Genomic DNA, 16,577 nt, shown 5'->3' with positions numbered 1-16,577 from the left:
GTTCAGAACGGTGGGCACGCACAAGACCCGAACACGTTGGATCTTGCCGTGGCGCGACCCCTCGGAGAGGCTGACGTCATCGGTGGCGCGCCAGATCGCTTCGAACGCCTCCGAGAGGCTGCGCGCATAGTAGGAGCCCCTTATGGTTGGCGTTATCTGGCGAAAACCGCGTTCGAACAGGTCCTGGCCAAGATTTCGTTCAAGCGCGCGGATGTGCCGGCTGACAGCCGAGGGTGTCAGATGCAGTTCTTCCGCCGCGTCCTTGACGCTGCCAAGGCGAGCGGCGGCCTCGAAAGCGCGCATGCCATTGAGTGAGGGAAGGGCCATTGGCCGATCATGAATTGTGAGTTGAGTTTTTGTCAATCGACATGGGCAGAATTCGCGTTTGATCGCCTGCCCTGTTAGGGGATACCCAGATGACAAGAGCAATTAAGTCGTCTCAAGAAAGCGACTATTTGGGGACCGGCATTATACCACGAACGGCGGAGACCGGCTTGACCAGTCTCCACCGGGGTGAGCGAAGCGTTGCTCGCTACCCGGCTGGTATTGCCGCAATCGGAGAGAGCGCCAGCCTATGCCTCAATCGCCAGCGCCGGTTTTCGAGACCGCGGACGAGATTTCCTCGGAAGCCTCCGTCGTCGTGATCTTGCAAACTGCCCAAACAGGCTTCGGCCCGCGGGCAGCCGCCTTGGATGCCGAGATGGGCGGGATTCTCTCGCGCGCCTGCTCCGACCCGGCCGCCTTGATCGAATCCGGCACCTGCATCGATCTTATTGCCCCGCAGTCCGTATCGACCAAGCGCGTGGTCGTCCTGGCCCTGGGCAAAGCTGAAGCCGTAACCACCCTATCACTGGCGCGCGCCGGCGGTCTGCTTGCCGCGCATCTCGAGGGCAAGGGGGAATGCGCGCCCACCCTGGTCCTGGACCCGATCGCCGGCGTTGACCTGCCCGGCGCCGAAATCCTGGCGCGTGTCGCGCTTGGCATGCGGCTACGCCGCTATCGTTTCGATATGCGCAACCGGCGGCAAGGGGCGGGAGCGGATAGAACCTTGCGGGTGAAACTGGTAGGGGCTCGCGGCCCGGATCTGACAGCGGCGCTGGCGCGGATCAATGCCATCGCCGACGGCGTCGAATATGCACGCACCTTGGTCAACCTGCCGCCGAACCATCTCCATCCAGACAATTTCCACGATCATCTTGAGCCCCTGCGTGAAGCCGGCATCGACATCGAAATGCTTGATGCCGCGCAACTGAAGGAGCTCGGCATGAACGCGCTTCTTGCTGTCGGATCGGGCTCGGCGCGCCCGCCGCGGGTCGCTGTCCTGCGCTACCGGGGCAAGGGTGCTCCCGCCCAACCACTCGCTTTCGTCGGCAAGGGCGTCTGCTTCGATTCGGGCGGCCTCTGCATCAAGGGCGGAGCGCAGATGTTCGACATGAAAGCCGACATGGGCGGAGCGGCCGCTGTGGTCGGCCTGCTGATCGCACTCGCCCGGCAAGGCAGCCCGGTACACGTTGTCGGTGTTCTCGGCATTGCGGAGAACATGCCATCCGGCACGGCGCTCAAACCGCGCGACATCATCACGACGGCGTCCGGACAGACAGTGGAAGTGTTCGACACGGATGCGGAGGGACGCCTGCTTCTGGCCGACTGCCTCCACTATGCAGCCACGCGCTTCAACCCTTTAGTGATCGTCGATCTGGCAACGCTGACCTATTCGGTGACGCGTGGGTTGGGGTCGATATTCGCCGGCCTGTTCAGCACCGACGATGCCATCGCGTCACAGATGATCGCGGCCGGAGAAACGGTCGGCGAGCGGTTCTGGCGGCTGCCGCTCGATCGGGCCTACGACGAGGGCCTGCAATCGCCGTTCGCGGACCTGCGGCATCATGCCAAGGATATGGAAGATGGCGATGCTCCCTATGCCGCAGCCTTCCTGCGCCATTTCACGGAAGATCGCCCCTGGGTGCATCTCGACATCGCCAGCAAGGAACTGACCGACACCGATCGGCCGCTCGGCAGGCAAGGTGCCACGGCATTTGGCGTGCAGATGCTGGAAGAGTGGGTGCAGGTCACCCGTAACATGAGTTAGGCGCCTGCCGCCGCGGACGATAAAAGTACCTTCAATCGCACTGGGAATTGGGATGTCATCTGAGATCATCGGCATGGAAGGACGGGCCGCTTTTGGCGCCTACGAGACCTGGTATCGGGTCAGTGGCGAACTCGGCGGCGAAAAGGCGCCTGTGGTGATCCTGCATGGCGGCCCGGGCGTCGCTCACAACTATGTCGATGCCTACAAGCTTCTTGCGCGAAGGGATCGCGCCGTCATCCACTACGACCAGTTGGGCTGCGGCAATTCCACCTTGCTGCCTGAGAAAGGCGCCGATTTCTGGACACCTGGGCTGTTCATCGACGAGCTTGAAAACCTCGTCGACCACCTCGGCATTCGGACAGGCTTCCACGTGCTCGGCCAGAGCTGGGGCGGTATGCTGGGCGCCGAATATGCCGTGACGCGGCCGCAAGGCCTGAAATCGCTGACCATAGCCAACTCACCGGCGTCCATGAAACTGTGGGTCGAAGAGGCCAACCGGTTGCGTGCGGATCTGCCCGCGGATGTGCAGGAGACCCTGACCCGACACGAACAGGCCGGCACGACGGACGATGCGGCTTACCAGGCTGCGACGATGGTGTTCTACGAGCGGCATGTCTGCCGGGTCGTGCCTTTCCCGCCCGAAGTCACGGAAAGTTTCGCCCAGGTCGTGCGCAATCCGACCGTCTATAATCTGATGAATGGGCCAAACGAGTTCCATGTCATCGGAACGCTGAGGAACTGGAGCATCGTCGAGCGCCTGCCGGCCATCGATGTTCCCACACTGATCATCTCCGGACGTCACGACGAGGCCACGCCCGCGACCGTGCAGCCCTACAAGGACGGCATCAAGGGGTCTCGCTGGGAGATATTCGAGCATTCCAGCCACATGCCGCATGTCGAAGAGCAAGATGCGTGCATGCGGGTGGTGGGAGACTTCCTGGACCACAACGATAACTGAAAAAAGGGGAATCAAGACATGAAGAAACTGCTTCTGGCGGCAACAGCCGCGGCATTGCTGGCCGGTACATGGCTGGCCCCGGCACAGGCCGAATATCTCAAGGAGCACCGAGGCGGCACCATCCGCCTGCTGGCCCGCTCCGCGGCCGGAACGCTCGATCCGCACATCAATTACACGGACCAGGGCTGGCAGATGTACCAGCCGATCTATGACGGCCTGGTGGCCTTCCGCAAGGCCGAGGGCATGGACGGTTTCACCATCGTCCCCGATCTGGCCGAGGCCCTGCCGCAGGTCAGCAATGACGGCAAGACCTTCACCTTCAAGCTGCGCAAGGGCATCAAGTTCTCCAGCGGCCAGGATCTTGGCGTGAAGGACGTCGTCGCTTCTTTCCAGCGCATCTTCAAGGTTTCCGGACCCACCTCCGGCACGTTCTATGCCGGCATCGTCGGGGCGGACAAATGCCTGGCCGACACCAAGAGCTGCACGCTGGAAGGCGGCGTTGTCGGCGACGAAGCGGCCGGCACCATCACCATCAACATCACCAAGCCGGATGCCGAGCTGCTCTACAAGCTTGCCTTGCCGCATGCCGTGGTCCTGCCGGCGGACACGCCCGCTGAAGACATGGGTTCCAAGCCCATTCCCAGCACCGGCGCGTACATGATCTCCGCCTTCGACCCGAACAAGGGCATGACGGTTTCCCGCAACCCCAATTTCAAGCAGTGGAGCGAAGAAGCCCAGCCGGACGGCTATCCGGATGTCGTCCAATATGATTTCGGCCTGTCCGAAGAGGCAGCCGTCACCGCGATCCAGAACGGCGAAGCGGACTGGATGTTCGACGCTCTGCCGAGCGACCGCCTGGGCGAACTGGGCAGCAAGTCCATGGACCAGCTGCACATCTCGCCGCTTTCGGCTTGGTGGTACGCGCCGCTGAACAACCGTCTCGCACCCTTCGACAACGAAAAAGCCCGCCAGGCCGTTGCCTATGCGATCGATCGCAACACGCTGGTCAAGCTGTTCGGCGGCAAGGTGCTGGCCTCGCCGGTCTGCCAGGTCCTGCCTCCGGACTTCCCCGGGCATGAAGACTATTGTCCCTTCACCAAGAACCCGGGCGCCAAATGGTCGGCTCCTGATCTCGACAAGGCAAAGCAGCTCGTTGAGGACTCCGGCACCAAGGGCCAGAAGGTGACGATCATCGTCGAGGACACCGCCATTTCGCGCTCCATCGGCGTCTATCTGCAGAGCGTGCTGACCAGCATCGGCTATGTCGCCGACGTCAAGCCGATCTCGTCGAACATCCAGTTCACCTACATCCAGAACACCAACAACAAGGTGCAGATGTCCGTCACCCAGTGGTACAAGGACTATCCGGCGGCTTCGGACTTCCTGAACATCCTGTTCAGCTGCGCCTCCTTCCGCGAAGGTTCGGACGCCTCGATCAACATCGCCGGCTTCTGCGACAAGGAAATCGACGCCAAGATGCAAAAGGCATTGGACCTCGGCGTCACCGATCAGAAAGCCGCCGATAAAATGTGGGCTGAAATCGACAGGCAAGTCACCGACAAGGCACCTGCGGTCGGCCTCTTTACGCCGAAGCGGCTAGACTTCGTCAGCAAACGTCTTGGCAATTTCAAGTTCAACAGGCAGTTCAACTGGATGATCACCCAATCCTGGGTACAATAATGGCCTGGGTGCAGTAACGAACCGCGGAGGGGCACGTCCGTGTCGAACGTAGCTGTCGCCGCGCCGCGCAAGACGCGAGGGCCCTGGGCCGTCGCGTTTGCGAAGCTGGCAAGGGACAGGGCCGCCATGGCGTCGCTGGCCGTGTTCCTCCTCATCGTCCTTGCCTGCCTCAGTGCGCCTCTTTATGCGAAATGGGCAGGCGTGGACCCCTTCGCCTCGACGCTCGACGCCGTCATCCAGATCGACGGTGCCGACGTTCCGGTGATGGAACAATCGACGGAGGGGCTCGGGCTTGGCTACACACCGCTCGGCCCGACCTGGCGGCTGGGCAATTATTTCCTCGGCGCCGACAGCCAGGGGCGCGATGTCATGGCCAGGATGCTCTATGGCGGGCTGAGCTCGTTGCTGATCTCCGGAGCAGCAACCATCTTCACCCTGATCCTGGGCACGGCGGCGGGATTGATCGCCGGCTATTTCGGCGGCGTCACCGACACGGTGCTGTCGCGCTTCCTCGACATACTGTGGGCGTTCCCCATTTATCTGCTGGCGATTTCGCTCTCCATCGTCACCATCGCGCATGGCATCACGATAGGACCGATCCAGATCGAGTCCGGCAGTCTGTGGCTGCCTGTCATCATCATCGGTATCGTCTACGTGCCCTATGTGGCTCGTCCGATACGCGGGCAGGTTCTGGCACTGCGCAAAAGCGAATTCGTGCTCGCCGCGATCAATCTGGGCGTGCCGGGGTGGCGCATCCTGTGGCGCGACATCCTGCCCAACGTCACCACGACGCTGATCGTCTTCGTGCCGCTGATGATGGCGCTGAACATGCTTACGGAATCAGCCCTTTCCTTCCTTTCGATCGGCGTGCAGCCGCCGGCCGCGAGCTGGGGCACCATCATCCAGGACGGACAGGCGCTGCTCTACACCAGGCCACTGGTGGCGCTGGTGCCGGGCCTGGCGATCGCGGTTTCCGTCATGGCGCTCAATGTCTTCGGCGACGGTCTGCGCGACGCGCTCGACCCGCGCTCCAAGGTTCGGCTGGGGCGCGACTGATGATCTACGCAATCCTGCGCCGGTTCGGCCAGATGCTGTTCGTGATGTTCGGCATCTCGGTCATCGTCTTCCTGATTTTCTTCGCAACGCCGGGCTCCGATCCGGCGGCGCGCATCGCCGGCCGCAATGCATCGCCCGAAGTGCTGGAGGCGGTACGCCACAGCTTCGGCTTCGACCGGCCGCTCTACGTGCAATATGTGACGATGATGGAGAAGATCTTCGTCACCGGCGATCTGACCTCCTTCGTCAATCGTGGCTGGAAGGTGGTGCCGGCGGTCATGGATTCGATCCCGGTCACGCTCTCGCTGGTGTTCGGAGCGGCGATCCTGTGGGTGGTCGTCTCCATCATCATCGGCATCGCCGCCGCCGCCACGCGCGGCAGCTGGCTGGATAAGCTGCTGATGGCGCTAGGGCTGCTCGGTATTTCGATGCCGGTGTACTGGTTGGGCGAGGTGATGAACCTGATCACCCAGAGCCGCTACCACGACAGCTGGGCGTTCTCCTGGGTGCCGCCGCTCGGCTACAAGAACTTCTCCGACGATCCAAAGGGCTGGTTCCTGACCCTGGTCATTCCGTGGATCACGCTGTCCATTCTCTACATCGGCATTTATGGGCGCGTGCTGCGCGCGGCGATCATCGAATCCCTGCAGGAGGACTATATCCGTACGGCCCGGGCCAAGGGCCTGTCGGAGACCCGCATCCTGCTGCGCCATGCCTTGCGCACGTCGCTCATCGCCTTCGTCACCTTGTTCGGCCTGGATTTCGGTGCGCTGGTCGGAGGCTCGGCCCTGCTGACGGAGGTGGTGTTCGGGCTGCACGGCATCGGCAAGCTCACTTATGACGCGCTGCAGAATCTCGATCTGCCGATGATCATGGCAACGGTGATGTACGCTTCGATGTTCGTGGTTGTTGCCAATGCGGTGGTCGATTTCGTCTACATCCTTCTCGATCCGCGCCTGAGGACATCATGATACTGTCGGTGCGCGACCTCAAAGTATCCTTCCGCACAAATGATGGCCTGGTGCGGGCCATCGATGGCGTTTCCTTCGACCTCGAGGAGAGCGAGATCCTCGGCGTCGTCGGTGAGTCCGGTTCCGGCAAGACCGTGTCGCTGCTGGCCGTCATGGGTCTGATCACCGATCCCAACGCCACCATCGAAGGCTCGATCCGTTACAAGGGCCGCGAACTGGTGGGACTGCCCGCGCGCGAACTGAGGCGGCTGCGCGGCAACGAGATCGCGATGATCTTCCAGGATCCGATGACCGCGTTGACGCCTGTCTACACGATCGGCTGGCAGATCGCCGAACAGATCCGCGCGCATCGCAACATCAGCAAGTCCAAGGCGATGGAGCGCGTGGAGGAATTGCTGGCCGAGGTGAATTTTCCGAACCCGCACGAGGCGATGTCGCGCTACCCGCACCAACTGTCCGGCGGCATGCGTCAACGGGCGGTGATCGCAATGGCTTTGTCCTGCAATCCGGCGTTGCTGGTGGCTGACGAACCGACCACGGCGCTCGACGTCACCGTACAGGCCGGCATTCTCGATCTGGTGCGCAAGCTGCGCGCGACGCACAAGTCGGCGGTGGTCTTCATCACGCATGACATGGGCGTGGTCTCCGAACTCGCCGACCGGGTCATGGTCATGTATGCCGGCCGCGTGGTGGAGCGCGGCAGTCGCGCGGAGCTGTTTTCCGATCCGCGACACCCCTATACGCGCGCGCTGCTCGGTTCGATCCCGCCGCTGACCGGCGAAAAACCACGCCGCCTGCCGGCCATTCCCGGTTCGCCGCCGTCATTGCTGCGATTGCCGCAGGGCTGTGCGTTCGGTCCGCGGTGCCCGGTTCACTATGAGCCCTGCGAGGCCGGCAAACCCGACCTCGGGAGCGGCACTCATGCCGCGGCGTGCTTCAGGGTGGCACAGGCATGAGCGGATCGATGACCGACAAGAATCGCCCCATTATCGAGACGCGTTCGCTGGGCAAGCGCTTTTCGATCGGCAGCCGTTTTTCCGCCGAAGGCAAGCGAACCGTTCATGCGGTCGACAATGTTTCCCTGACCGTGTGGCGCGGCGAGACGGTCGGCCTGGTCGGCGAATCCGGATGCGGCAAGTCCACGCTGGCGCGCTGCCTGGTGAGGCTCTACGACATATCGGACGGCGAGCTTTTGTTCGAAGGCAACGATATCACCTCGAAGTCGCTGTCCGAACTCAGGCCGCTCCGGCGCCGCTTGCAAATGGTTTTCCAGGATCCGTCGGCATCGCTCAATCCGCGCCGGCGCGTCGGCGACCTGGTGGCCGAGCCGCTGCGCATCCATGGCAGGCTCTCGTCGAGCGAGATCACCAGACGCGTGGCGGAACTGTTCGACCTTGTCGGCCTGCTGCCGGATCACGTCATGCGGTTTCCGCACGAATTTTCCGGCGGGCAACGCCAGCGCGTCGGCATCGCGCGGGCTATTGCATTGAACCCGGACCTCGTGGTCCTGGACGAACCCGTCTCCGCGCTCGACGTGTCGGTGCAGGCGCAAATCGTCAACCTGCTTGCCGATCTGCAGGAGAAGCTCAATCTCACTTACATCTTCATCGCCCACGACCTGTCGGTGGTACGTCAGGTTTCAACCCGCATAGCGGTCATGTATCTCGGCTCGATCGTCGAAGAAGGGCCGGCGGAAGAAGTGTTTGCAGCACCGGCCCATCCCTATAGCCAGGCGCTGATCTCGGCGGTTCCTATCGTGGAGACGACGCCCAGCGGGACGCGCAAGCGCATCATCCTCACCGGCGACGTACCGAGCCCTCTGAACCCTCCAACCGGCTGCCGTTTCCATCCCCGATGCCCGATCGCGGCGGAGCGCTGCCGTTCGGAGCGGCCGCAGTTGCGGGAATACCGACCCGGTCGCAAAGTCGCCTGCCACTTTCCGACGATGTAGGCGACACTCACCACCGCACAGGTGATCGCCTTCGCCTGACAGATTTCTCAAAAAATTCCATTTTTTGGCTGGAACCAACCGGCTGTTGGTGCGTTTGGTGGGGTTCGATCGAGCGCATTGCGGTCGACCGGGAGGAAACGATGGATCAATTGCATTTCTTTTCGCCCGTGCGGATTTCGCGCGGGCAAGGACACCCTGCGGAAGAAATCGATAGTGTTGCCGAAGCCATGATGTTCTTGCGGAAATGGCCAACGGGACGGCGCGGTCCGGTTTATCAGTGCGCGCTGAACTGTTGCTCGGCCGCCTTGTCGGGCCAGATGTCGGCCGAGGAAGCAAGGAAAGCGTTCACCGGCTTTGCCCGCATCACGCGCCTTCTCGACGATGACATGGCTTTGCCGGTAGGCGGCGAAGGCAAGGCAAGCGTGCACGCATTGCGGCGATAGGCTGTTGTCCTGACGGTCCTACAAGGTCTCGCGCTGCAGCGGCGCGGGGATCTCGTTGTGCAATGCGCTCCGGGATGGGGCCTCGAAAGTTCGTCCTACATGGCGCACTTTCACAGCGGACGGTCGTCGTTCATGCTTACTTCAGTCACGAGCTTGCGGCGAAGCGCCATGGTGTAGTCGTCTGGCCCCTTCGGCGTCATGACGAAGGCCTGGGAACCGCCAATGACCGATTTGGCAAAATAGGATGCCAGAGGTTGGTCGGGATTCTCATCCTCCGTCGGGATGGCGATGGCATTGATCGTATATCCCTTGGCTATGGCGTTCGACCTGCTCGGCTGGACGGGAAGCCCGTCGTTGTTCTCGCCATTGGAGGAGATATCGATGACTTTCTTTGCGGCCTTTCCCGGGAACTGGTCGAGCAGGAGACTGCCGATGTCGATAGCCGAGGAGACGGATGTTCCGCCACGCCCTCTGCGGATGAAGCCGGTATCGCCTTTCCTGCTGATCACCGCAGCCGCCGCTTCGGCATCTTCCAGTCCGCAGATGCTTGTCCACGGCAGCACGACGCGCGCGTGTCCGGGGCTCGACCACTCAAAATAGGCAACGCCGATGCAACCAATATAATTCCGGCTGATGGCGGCGATGATCTCTGGCGAGGTGAGTGCCGCGGCATGTCCCTCGCGTTGCATATCGGCGATCTTCGGATCGATGGATGACGAAAAGTCGACCGCGAACACGATGGCGACGTCAACGTTCGCGGCATGGGCCGAGGCCCCCCAAAACAGCGAAGCTGCAAGTATTCCTGTCACTCTCGAGATTGAACCGGCCGGCGTCAGGAGACTGCCCCAGCCTGTCGCCCGCACCAGTTTGCGAAAGGATGGGGGGCCGGCGTCCTGATGATACACACTGCCAAACATGTCATTCTCCATCTCGACATCCGGTCGTTTCAAAAAGCGGGTTCAACATGTGGAAATCTGGCGGGTGGCCTTGGTGCCCACGCCGAAGAGCAGCAGATCGGCCTTGGTCCACAAGAGATAACAGCCGAGCAAGGTCAGTGGCATGGCGAGGGCCGCGAAGGAGCCGCTCCACCAGACCTCAGGCAAAGCGCGGGCGAGGGCCACTGTCGTCGCCAGCATTGCCGGCAACCGGCTGGCGAGCACCGCACTGCGGAACGGATCGGGCCAAGCGGCCGGCCAGATCGGAATTGGCGTGCCGGGCCTGTGGAAGGTGCTGCCGAATTTGCCCAGCGCATGCAGCAGGCCGGAGGTCGCCGCAAGCAATGGATCGCCGAGCAGCAACAGGGCAATGCCGAGCCCGATCGCACCCAGGCCCGACAGGAAGTCGCCTAGACGGTTGAGGGCGGGATCGGGAGCATCCGGCCTTGCCCAGGCCCGGTGATAGGCCTCGCCGCCCCAGAAGAAGACCAGGGTGGTCAAGGTCAGCGCAACAGTGCCATGGCTGCCAGCGAAATATTCGATCACCGCCATGGTGACGCTGCTTCCCTCATGCAAGCCGACCGGCGCGGTGGCAATCTGGATCGCCAGACCGACAATGAGGCCGAGCGCATTGCCGCTGTTGTAGTAGCCACCCGGTCCCTTCATGCGGGCGCGAAGCGCCGATACCAAATGTGCGACCGGAAGAAGGATTGTCCGCGCATCCATCACTGCGCCCCCGCGACAAGTCCGGCCGGGTCTGGAATACGTTTCGCATCACCGGCAAGGGCCATCACATTCCTCCACTGGACCTGAATTGTTGGGATGACGATCGCCCGCCCGATTTGCGGACGCAGTTGCAAAGGCAGGGGCCGCGTCGAAGGATTGAACCGAAGCGGTTCGCAAGGACGTGCGTGCCTGCAGCGCTCGGTTCGACATTGCAACGGACAGGATCGCACCCAGGATGATGCCGGCACCCAAGACGCTCGCGGACGAGCTCCGCTCGCCGAGAAAGATTGCCGCGCCCAGCGCCCCGAAAACGCTTTCTGCGCTGACGATCACGGCGGCGTGGCTGGCCGGCGTAAAGCGGAGGGCAACCGTCTGTATGCCGAAGGCAATCGCAGTGGAGAACACGCCGAGGATGGCCAGTTCCGGGCCGGCTGCGGATGCGGCGGCCAGCGACAGATTGCCTTGCATTGCACCGAGCGGCAGGGCGAAGGCTGCGGCGCCGAAGAACTGTGTCGCGGCAGCGGTGAACGGCCGCGCATGCACCTGCATGTGCCGGCCCAGCTCGACTGCCCAGAGCGCATAGCAGGCAGCCGAGAGGACAGCGGTAAGATCGCCACTGCTGAACCCGGCTATCCCATCCGACAACAGCAGGGCTCCAACAAGGGTCAATCCGGCGGCGATTGTAAGACTCGCTGTCGGACGTTCGCCTACGAGAAACCAGGCGGCCAGCGGTGTCATTACCGTTGCCGTGCTTACCAGGAAGCTCGCATTGGTGACGGAGGCCCCGAGATAGCAAAGCTGCTGGAGCGTGATGGAGATGGCAAACAGCGCGCCCACCTTGGCCAAGCTGGAAAAATAGTCCGGCCCGAGCGGAAGCCGCTTCTCCATGAAGACAAAGGGCAGCACAAGCAGCCCGCCGATCAGGCATCGCAGACCCACAGCACTCAGCGCGTCGAGATGCACAAGCACCATCTTTTGCGAGACATTGCCGAAGCCCCACAAAGCGGCTGCAAACAGCAGCAGCAAATTGGCTCTTGTCCTGGACACGCGCCCCCCTCGAACCAAGCCTTTCGTTGACTTGGTCGCCTTAATTTAGCAAAGCCTAAACAGCCTGCCGTTACGGCAGCGCTTGAGCGCGAAGGCCGACTGTTGCGAAGCGTTAGTTTTGAGTTAGGATTTCGTCAGGCTGGGATAGCAAATGCAAAGTGAGGACAGCGGCGCTGCAAATAGAATCTCACTCTTCGGCGGTTTCCGGATTGAAAATGAAACGGCCGGCCCGCTTCGGCTGACCGGGAAACGAGGGCCGGCAATCATCGCCTATCTGGCCCGGTGTCCGGGCATGGCGGCGACGCGGGAGAGGCTGGCTGACCTCCTATGGGGCGACAGCGACGCTGAACATTCGCGCAACAGCCTTCGGCAGGCCCTCAGTGTCCTGCGCCAGGATCTGGCGCGAGAGGGGGTGGATCTCATCCATTCCAGCGGTGAGTTGATCGCCCTGAGGCCAGAGCTGGTTCAAGTCGACGTGGAGAAGTTCGAAACGGGTCTCTCGGCCCGTTCCGCCCAGGAGCTGGCGAAGGCCTTGGCGAACTACACCGGGCCCTTCCTCGACGGGCTTTATCTGGGAAGCAATGCGTTCGATGACTGGATCACATCGGAACGCGACAGGCTGCTCGGCCGCGCGCTTGAGTCCTTCGAAAAACTGGCCCGTCTCGTCGACCCCGATGCCGGGCTGATCCTGGCCGATCGTATTCTGACCATGGAACCGACACGGGAAGAATCCTATCGGCTCAAGATGGAATTGCTGCTCGCATGTGGCCAACGCGACAGGGCAATCAGGACATACGAAGCTTGCAGAAGCATGCTGAAGAAGGAGTTCGGCGTCGAAGCCGGCCCTGAAACGCGGGCGCTTTGGCAATCTCTGTTGCTTGCCGCCGACGACGCTTCAAATGTGCAGTCGACAAATGGTGTTCCGTCCAGCCAGCGCCTTGGGCGTCCGTCCATCAGCGTTGCCGACTTCGTTAATCTGACCGGAAAGCAAGGCGACGACTTTTTCGCCAAGGGACTTGTCCAGGACATCACGACAGCCCTCTCCGGAGTGGCCGACTATGTCGTGCTCGCCGCGCTTCCGTCCGAGAAGAGCGGCCCAGGCGAAGAAGCCAAGACACCAGGGATACTCCGGGCGCGATATATGCTCAGCGGCAGCGTCCAGAGATCCGGCAATGGGTTGAGGGTGAATGTCCAGCTCGTCGATGCCGCCGGCGGCCACCACGTCTGGGCCCAGAAGTTCGACGGCCACTCCGAGAACGCGCTCGAATTCCAGGACAGGATCGCACAATCTGTTGTTCTTGCCGTGATCCTCGAACTTCAACTGACCAACTGGAAGGTTCGAGACAAAAGCCCGCCAGGGATCCCTGAAGTGCGCAGGCTGGTGAACGAAGCCCTCATGAAATATTTTGAGATGACTCGGGACTCACTTTTGGTCGGGATAGAGCTTGCCGAGAGGGCCTTCTCGATAGGTCCCGACAATGCCCGTGCAAAGCGGACGCTCTCGATCGTGATATCCATGGGCGTGGCGTTTGGTGCGCTGCCTCGGGGGCGTGGGGTGATCGAGCGTGCGGTCGAGCTTGCGGAAGCCGCAGTACGGGCGGTACCGGACGATGAAATTGCCCGATGTATTCTGTCGTTCGCTCTCGAAAGTTGCGGTCGCATCGACGAGGCGATCGCCGAATGCCGCCACGCGATCAGCCTCAACCCAAGCTACCCAACTGGCCACGGCGATATTTCGATGCTCTTTGCGTTGCGCGGACAGGTCGACGAAGCGGTGCGTGAGGCCAACGAAGCAATCCGGCTCGGAACGCACGATGTCATCGACTTCTGGCGCCACCACGGCCTGGTTGTGGCGCTCTTCGCTGGCGGAGACAACCAGCGGGCGCTCGAAGCCGCCCGCAAAGTAGTCAGGACAAAGCCTGGCTTCGTTCGCGGCGCCCTTTATTGGGCCGCGACCGCATCGGCCACCGGAAATAACGAAGAAGCGTCCCGGGCCATCCACCATTGCCTGTCACAACTTCCGCATCTCAATCTGAGCAACGTCTGCCCTGGCTTTGTGCCGCGCTATGTAAAGGATCATCATCATTCCCGGTTCCTTGAGATGCTGTCGAGGGCTGGCCTTCCCAGTTCCTAGCCACATCGTTGGCGCAGACACCGTCATACGAAGCTGGAGGGTTCCGTCCTCCGCCCAGGCATCGAAAGCAGACGACGCGTTGGCAATTCCGGCCAGGTCGACCTATACGCTACCCTGCGATTGAGGTATTCGACGCCCCACGCCGTGGCGCCGGCCAGTCATCCGCCGATTTGCGGCTTGGGCCTATCATGGCGCGTGATAGAGCCCGTACGACGCGATCCAACCTGTTGAAGTTACGAAACATGCAAGATTATCAAAGGTTAAGGGTAGCCATAGCGCCCATGATGGACTGGACGGACCGGCATTGCCGGTTCTTCCACCGTCAGCTGACGAGCCATGCGCTGCTTTACACCGAGATGGTGGTGGCCGACGCCGTCATCCATGGCGCACGCGAGCGTCTGCTCGGCTTCGATGCGTCAGAACATCCGGTCGCGCTGCAGCTCGGCGGCTCGGATCGCGAAAAACTTGCCGAGGCGGCGCGCATCGGCGAGGCCTTTGGCTATGACGAGATCAACCTCAATGTCGGCTGTCCGTCAGACCGCGTCCAGTCGGGCACGTTCGGCGCCTGCCTGATGAAGGTGCCGGACCTCGTTGCCGGCTGTGTCGCGGCGATGAAGGCGGCGGTGACAATTCCCGTGACCGTCAAATGCCGCATCGGCGTCGACGAGCAGGATCCGGAGCCGGCCCTCGATGCGCTGGCGGATGGGGTTTTCGACGCCGGCGCCGACGCATTGTGGGTGCATGCGCGCAAGGCGTGGCTGGAAGGGCTGAGCCCCAAGGAAAACCGTGACATCCCGCCGCTCGATTACAACAGAGTTTATCGGTTGAAGGCTAGAAAACCTAACGAATTCATTGGCATCAATGGCGGCATTCAGACGATCGAAGAGGCGTTGGCGCATCTCGACCATGTCGATGGCGCCATGCTTGGCCGCGCCGCCTACCACACACCCGGCATTCTGGCTGGCGTCGATGCCGCTTTCTACGGCGTCCAGTCCGAGCCGTTCGATTTCGCCGCGCTGATCGATACAATGGCGGACTATGCGGCACGTCATATCGAGCTGGGTGGGCGGCTTGGACATGTCACCCGCCACATGGTCGGACTGTTCCATGGCTTGCCCGGCGCGCGCCGCTACCGGCAGATCCTGTCCACCGACGCGACAAAACCCGGCGCCGGCCCGGACGTGCTGAAGGCGGCTTTCGCGGCCGTCGAGCTCGGCGGAGCGGCAGCCGAAGCGGCTTGAGATTCAGGGATCAGTCCCTGAGGATCATGCGGTCGCCGCGCACGTCAAAACCCGACAATGAACCGATGAAGTTCATGCCGAGCAGGCTCTGGCTGAGCATGCCGGGTGCGGCGATCATCACCGACATATCCCTGCGCGTGATGCCGCCGATCGCAATCTGATCGGTTTTCACGGCCGCGGCGCGTGCCATGCCGTTGGCGGTCGAAACCGGTATGGTGTAGTTGAGCGCCGCTGGATTGAATCCGGCGGCTTGTGCGTCTTCGGACGTCAGCACGGTGCTGGTCGCGCCGGTATCCACCACGGCCCGGACCGGGTTGCCGTTGACCAGGATGCGCGCTTCGAAATGGCCGTTGTCCGCCTTGTCGAGCGTCACCGTGGCGTGGCCGTCCTCGACGCCAAGCGCAAGCGGACTGCCGGGAACAAGGCCCGCGGTCACCCGGCTGGCGACATCCTGCAGCTCATAGCGGTACTGATAGCCGGCGATCAGCGCGAGCGCGATGGCCGCCCAGGCGCCTAAGTTGCGGGCCATGGCGCCCAGGGGTCGGCCCGAGCGAAGCAGGCCGGCGCCGATAAGGGCGCCAAAGGCGCCGAGCCAGATCAGCCGGCTGAAATCGTTGTTCTCCACGCCGAGGGTGCTGCCGGCGGAATCGTTGAGCATGAGCAGGACTGCTCCCACCCCGATCGCGGCCATCAATATCCAGAACAACCGGCTCATCCGCACCTCACGACAGCGCGTCGCGTTCGCGCGCCATGCGGGTGCGGCGCGTTTCCCGGCGCGGCCGGCGCTCGACCGTTTCCAGCCGGGCCGGCAATTCAGCCATGACGCTGCGGCGCGTTTCCGGCGTCATCCCGATCCAGGCGCCGATTTCCTCGCGCGTGCGGCCGCACCCGAAACAGAAGCCGGTTTTCATGTCGATCGAACAGACCAGGATGCACGGGGATTCGATGGCCGTCATGACTTTCTCTTGGGCTTCCATCCGCAATCCCTTGTTCCACCTCCACATGGTGCAACGGCAAAGCCAATGCAAGCCCTCGCGATTGCGCCCTTCGGGGCCGGCTTTGCGGCAAATGCAGGCCCATCATCCCAGAGGTTGTGCCAACCCCGCAAGGCGGCTATGCCGCTTACCAAATCCAGGGAATGATCGATAACAAGATGACCAGCGCACTGCCTTTCGACGATTTTCGCAACCTGTTGGCCAATCTGCCGGCGGCCGACACGGCAGCCGAGACCCGCGTGCGCACGCTGTTTGCCAAGGCCGAACCGGGCAATTCGCTTGGCCGCATCGAGGACATCGCCGCCTGGCTGGCCGCCTGGAGCGGGCGGGCTCCGCCCGCGGTGACAAGAC

General features: G+C 62.4%; 17 protein-coding genes. 11 read left to right on the top strand and 6 right to left on the bottom strand.

Annotated features, from left to right (window positions below; all coding sequences use genetic code 11):
- A partial coding sequence (locus EN994_RS02375; RefSeq protein ID WP_127307385.1) for a LysR family transcriptional regulator occupies nucleotides 1-327 on the bottom strand: 327 nt, incomplete at its 3' end.
- Between the two features lie 247 nt (nucleotides 328-574).
- Between EN994_RS02375 and EN994_RS02370 the strand changes: the two genes are divergently transcribed.
- From EN994_RS02370 to EN994_RS35895, 8 genes are read left to right on the top strand one after another with little or no spacing between them, the layout of a single operon-like run.
- Complete coding sequence (locus EN994_RS02370) at nucleotides 575-2,089, top strand: leucyl aminopeptidase (protein WP_063167980.1); 1,515 nt, start codon at nucleotides 575-577, stop codon at nucleotides 2,087-2,089.
- A 52-nt stretch (nucleotides 2,090-2,141) separates the two neighbouring features.
- Nucleotides 2,142-3,047: a proline iminopeptidase-family hydrolase gene (locus EN994_RS02365; RefSeq protein ID WP_027161573.1), complete on the top strand. Its 906-nt coding sequence runs from the start codon at nucleotides 2,142-2,144 to the stop codon at nucleotides 3,045-3,047.
- A gap of 18 nt (nucleotides 3,048-3,065) precedes the next feature.
- A complete protein-coding gene (locus EN994_RS02360) occupies nucleotides 3,066-4,727 on the top strand; it encodes an ABC transporter substrate-binding protein (protein ID WP_024503325.1) in 1,662 nt (553 codons plus the stop codon).
- Nucleotides 4,728-4,766: 39 nt separating this feature from the next.
- Nucleotides 4,767-5,783, top strand: a complete 1,017-nt coding sequence (locus tag EN994_RS02355; protein WP_063167981.1) for an ABC transporter permease — start codon at nucleotides 4,767-4,769, stop codon at nucleotides 5,781-5,783.
- Complete coding sequence (locus EN994_RS02350) at nucleotides 5,783-6,754, top strand: ABC transporter permease (RefSeq protein ID WP_013531725.1); 972 nt, start codon at nucleotides 5,783-5,785, stop codon at nucleotides 6,752-6,754. The genes EN994_RS02355 and EN994_RS02350 overlap by 1 nt, the downstream gene beginning before the upstream one ends.
- Complete coding sequence (locus EN994_RS02345; RefSeq protein WP_024503324.1) at nucleotides 6,751-7,710, top strand: ABC transporter ATP-binding protein; 960 nt, start codon at nucleotides 6,751-6,753, stop codon at nucleotides 7,708-7,710. The genes EN994_RS02350 and EN994_RS02345 overlap by 4 nt, the downstream gene beginning before the upstream one ends.
- A gap of 8 nt (nucleotides 7,711-7,718) precedes the next feature.
- Nucleotides 7,719-8,705: a dipeptide ABC transporter ATP-binding protein gene (locus EN994_RS02340; protein ID WP_013531723.1), complete on the top strand. Its 987-nt coding sequence runs from the start codon at nucleotides 7,719-7,721 to the stop codon at nucleotides 8,703-8,705.
- Nucleotides 8,609-9,148: a DUF982 domain-containing protein gene (locus tag EN994_RS35895; protein ID WP_224619186.1), complete on the top strand. Its 540-nt coding sequence runs from the start codon at nucleotides 8,609-8,611 to the stop codon at nucleotides 9,146-9,148. The genes EN994_RS02340 and EN994_RS35895 overlap by 97 nt, the downstream gene beginning before the upstream one ends.
- Before the next feature lie 110 nt (nucleotides 9,149-9,258).
- On the opposite strand, the gene EN994_RS02330 is transcribed toward EN994_RS35895, so the two are convergent.
- The 3 genes from EN994_RS02330 to EN994_RS02320 are packed head-to-tail and all read right to left on the bottom strand — an operon-like array spanning nucleotide 9,259 to nucleotide 11,856.
- Nucleotides 9,259-10,065, bottom strand: coding sequence for a DUF1194 domain-containing protein (locus tag EN994_RS02330; protein ID WP_063170236.1), 807 nt, complete (start codon nucleotides 10,063-10,065; stop codon nucleotides 9,259-9,261).
- A gap of 42 nt (nucleotides 10,066-10,107) precedes the next feature.
- Nucleotides 10,108-10,809 (bottom strand): hypothetical protein, encoded by a 702-nt coding sequence (locus EN994_RS02325; protein ID WP_127224125.1) that lies wholly within the window; start codon nucleotides 10,807-10,809, stop codon nucleotides 10,108-10,110.
- A 48-nt stretch (nucleotides 10,810-10,857) separates the two neighbouring features.
- Nucleotides 10,858-11,856: a DMT family transporter gene (locus EN994_RS02320; protein WP_063167983.1), complete on the bottom strand. Its 999-nt coding sequence runs from the start codon at nucleotides 11,854-11,856 to the stop codon at nucleotides 10,858-10,860.
- Between the two features lie 151 nt (nucleotides 11,857-12,007).
- Between EN994_RS02320 and EN994_RS02315 the strand changes: the two genes are divergently transcribed.
- Both EN994_RS02315 and dusA read left to right on the top strand, forming a co-directional pair.
- The gene (locus EN994_RS02315) at nucleotides 12,008-13,990 is read left to right on the top strand and encodes a BTAD domain-containing putative transcriptional regulator (RefSeq protein ID WP_063167984.1); all 1,983 of its coding nucleotides are present in this window, start codon (nucleotides 12,008-12,010) and stop codon (nucleotides 13,988-13,990) included.
- A 242-nt stretch (nucleotides 13,991-14,232) separates the two neighbouring features.
- Complete coding sequence (gene dusA / locus EN994_RS02310) at nucleotides 14,233-15,231, top strand: tRNA dihydrouridine(20/20a) synthase DusA (protein ID WP_063167985.1); 999 nt, start codon at nucleotides 14,233-14,235, stop codon at nucleotides 15,229-15,231.
- A gap of 10 nt (nucleotides 15,232-15,241) precedes the next feature.
- On the opposite strand, the gene EN994_RS02305 is transcribed toward dusA, so the two are convergent.
- Entirely contained in the window at nucleotides 15,242-15,946 is a 705-nt protein-coding gene (locus EN994_RS02305; protein WP_024503317.1) for a TIGR02281 family clan AA aspartic protease, read from the bottom strand.
- 7 nt (nucleotides 15,947-15,953) lie between these two features.
- On the bottom strand, nucleotides 15,954-16,187 hold the full coding sequence (locus EN994_RS02300) for a DUF1289 domain-containing protein (protein WP_024503316.1): 234 nt from the start codon (nucleotides 16,185-16,187) through the stop codon (nucleotides 15,954-15,956).
- A 197-nt stretch (nucleotides 16,188-16,384) separates the two neighbouring features.
- On the opposite strand from EN994_RS02300, the gene EN994_RS02295 reads away from it, so the two are divergent.
- On the top strand, nucleotides 16,385-16,577 hold a 193-nt coding region (locus EN994_RS02295), incomplete at its 3' end, for a nicotinate-nucleotide--dimethylbenzimidazole phosphoribosyltransferase (protein ID WP_206530367.1).

The sequence above is a fragment of the Mesorhizobium sp. M7A.F.Ca.CA.002.09.1.1 genome (assembly GCF_003998555.1).
GTDB classification, from domain to species: domain Bacteria; phylum Pseudomonadota; class Alphaproteobacteria; order Rhizobiales; family Rhizobiaceae; genus Mesorhizobium; species Mesorhizobium ciceri.
The sequence above is the reverse complement of the archived record's forward strand: the minus strand, read 5'-3'. Positions and strand labels throughout refer to the sequence as shown.

Bases quoted from the DNA above. Each gene is read 5' to 3' on its own strand.
- EN994_RS02340 (WP_013531723.1), top strand. From the start codon at position 7,719: ATGACCGACAAGAATCGCCCCATTATCGAGACGCGTTCGCTGGGCAAG.
- EN994_RS35895 (WP_224619186.1), top strand. From the start codon at position 8,609: ATGCCCGATCGCGGCGGAGCGCTGCCGTTCGGAGCGGCCGCAGTTGCG.
- EN994_RS02325 (WP_127224125.1), bottom strand. From the start codon at position 10,809: ATGGATGCGCGGACAATCCTTCTTCCGGTCGCACATTTGGTATCGGCG.
- EN994_RS02365 (WP_027161573.1), top strand. From the start codon at position 2,142: ATGTCATCTGAGATCATCGGCATGGAAGGACGGGCCGCTTTTGGCGCC.
- EN994_RS02360 (WP_024503325.1), top strand. From the start codon at position 3,066: ATGAAGAAACTGCTTCTGGCGGCAACAGCCGCGGCATTGCTGGCCGGT.
- EN994_RS02300 (WP_024503316.1), bottom strand. From the start codon at position 16,187: ATGACGGCCATCGAATCCCCGTGCATCCTGGTCTGTTCGATCGACATG.
- dusA (WP_063167985.1), top strand. From the start codon at position 14,233: ATGCAAGATTATCAAAGGTTAAGGGTAGCCATAGCGCCCATGATGGAC.
- EN994_RS02345 (WP_024503324.1), top strand. From the start codon at position 6,751: ATGATACTGTCGGTGCGCGACCTCAAAGTATCCTTCCGCACAAATGAT.
- EN994_RS02370 (WP_063167980.1), top strand. From the start codon at position 575: ATGCCTCAATCGCCAGCGCCGGTTTTCGAGACCGCGGACGAGATTTCC.
- EN994_RS02350 (WP_013531725.1), top strand. From the start codon at position 5,783: ATGATCTACGCAATCCTGCGCCGGTTCGGCCAGATGCTGTTCGTGATG.
- EN994_RS02330 (WP_063170236.1), bottom strand. From the start codon at position 10,065: ATGTTTGGCAGTGTGTATCATCAGGACGCCGGCCCCCCATCCTTTCGC.
- EN994_RS02305 (WP_024503317.1), bottom strand. From the start codon at position 15,946: ATGAGCCGGTTGTTCTGGATATTGATGGCCGCGATCGGGGTGGGAGCA.
- EN994_RS02315 (WP_063167984.1), top strand. From the start codon at position 12,008: ATGCAAAGTGAGGACAGCGGCGCTGCAAATAGAATCTCACTCTTCGGC.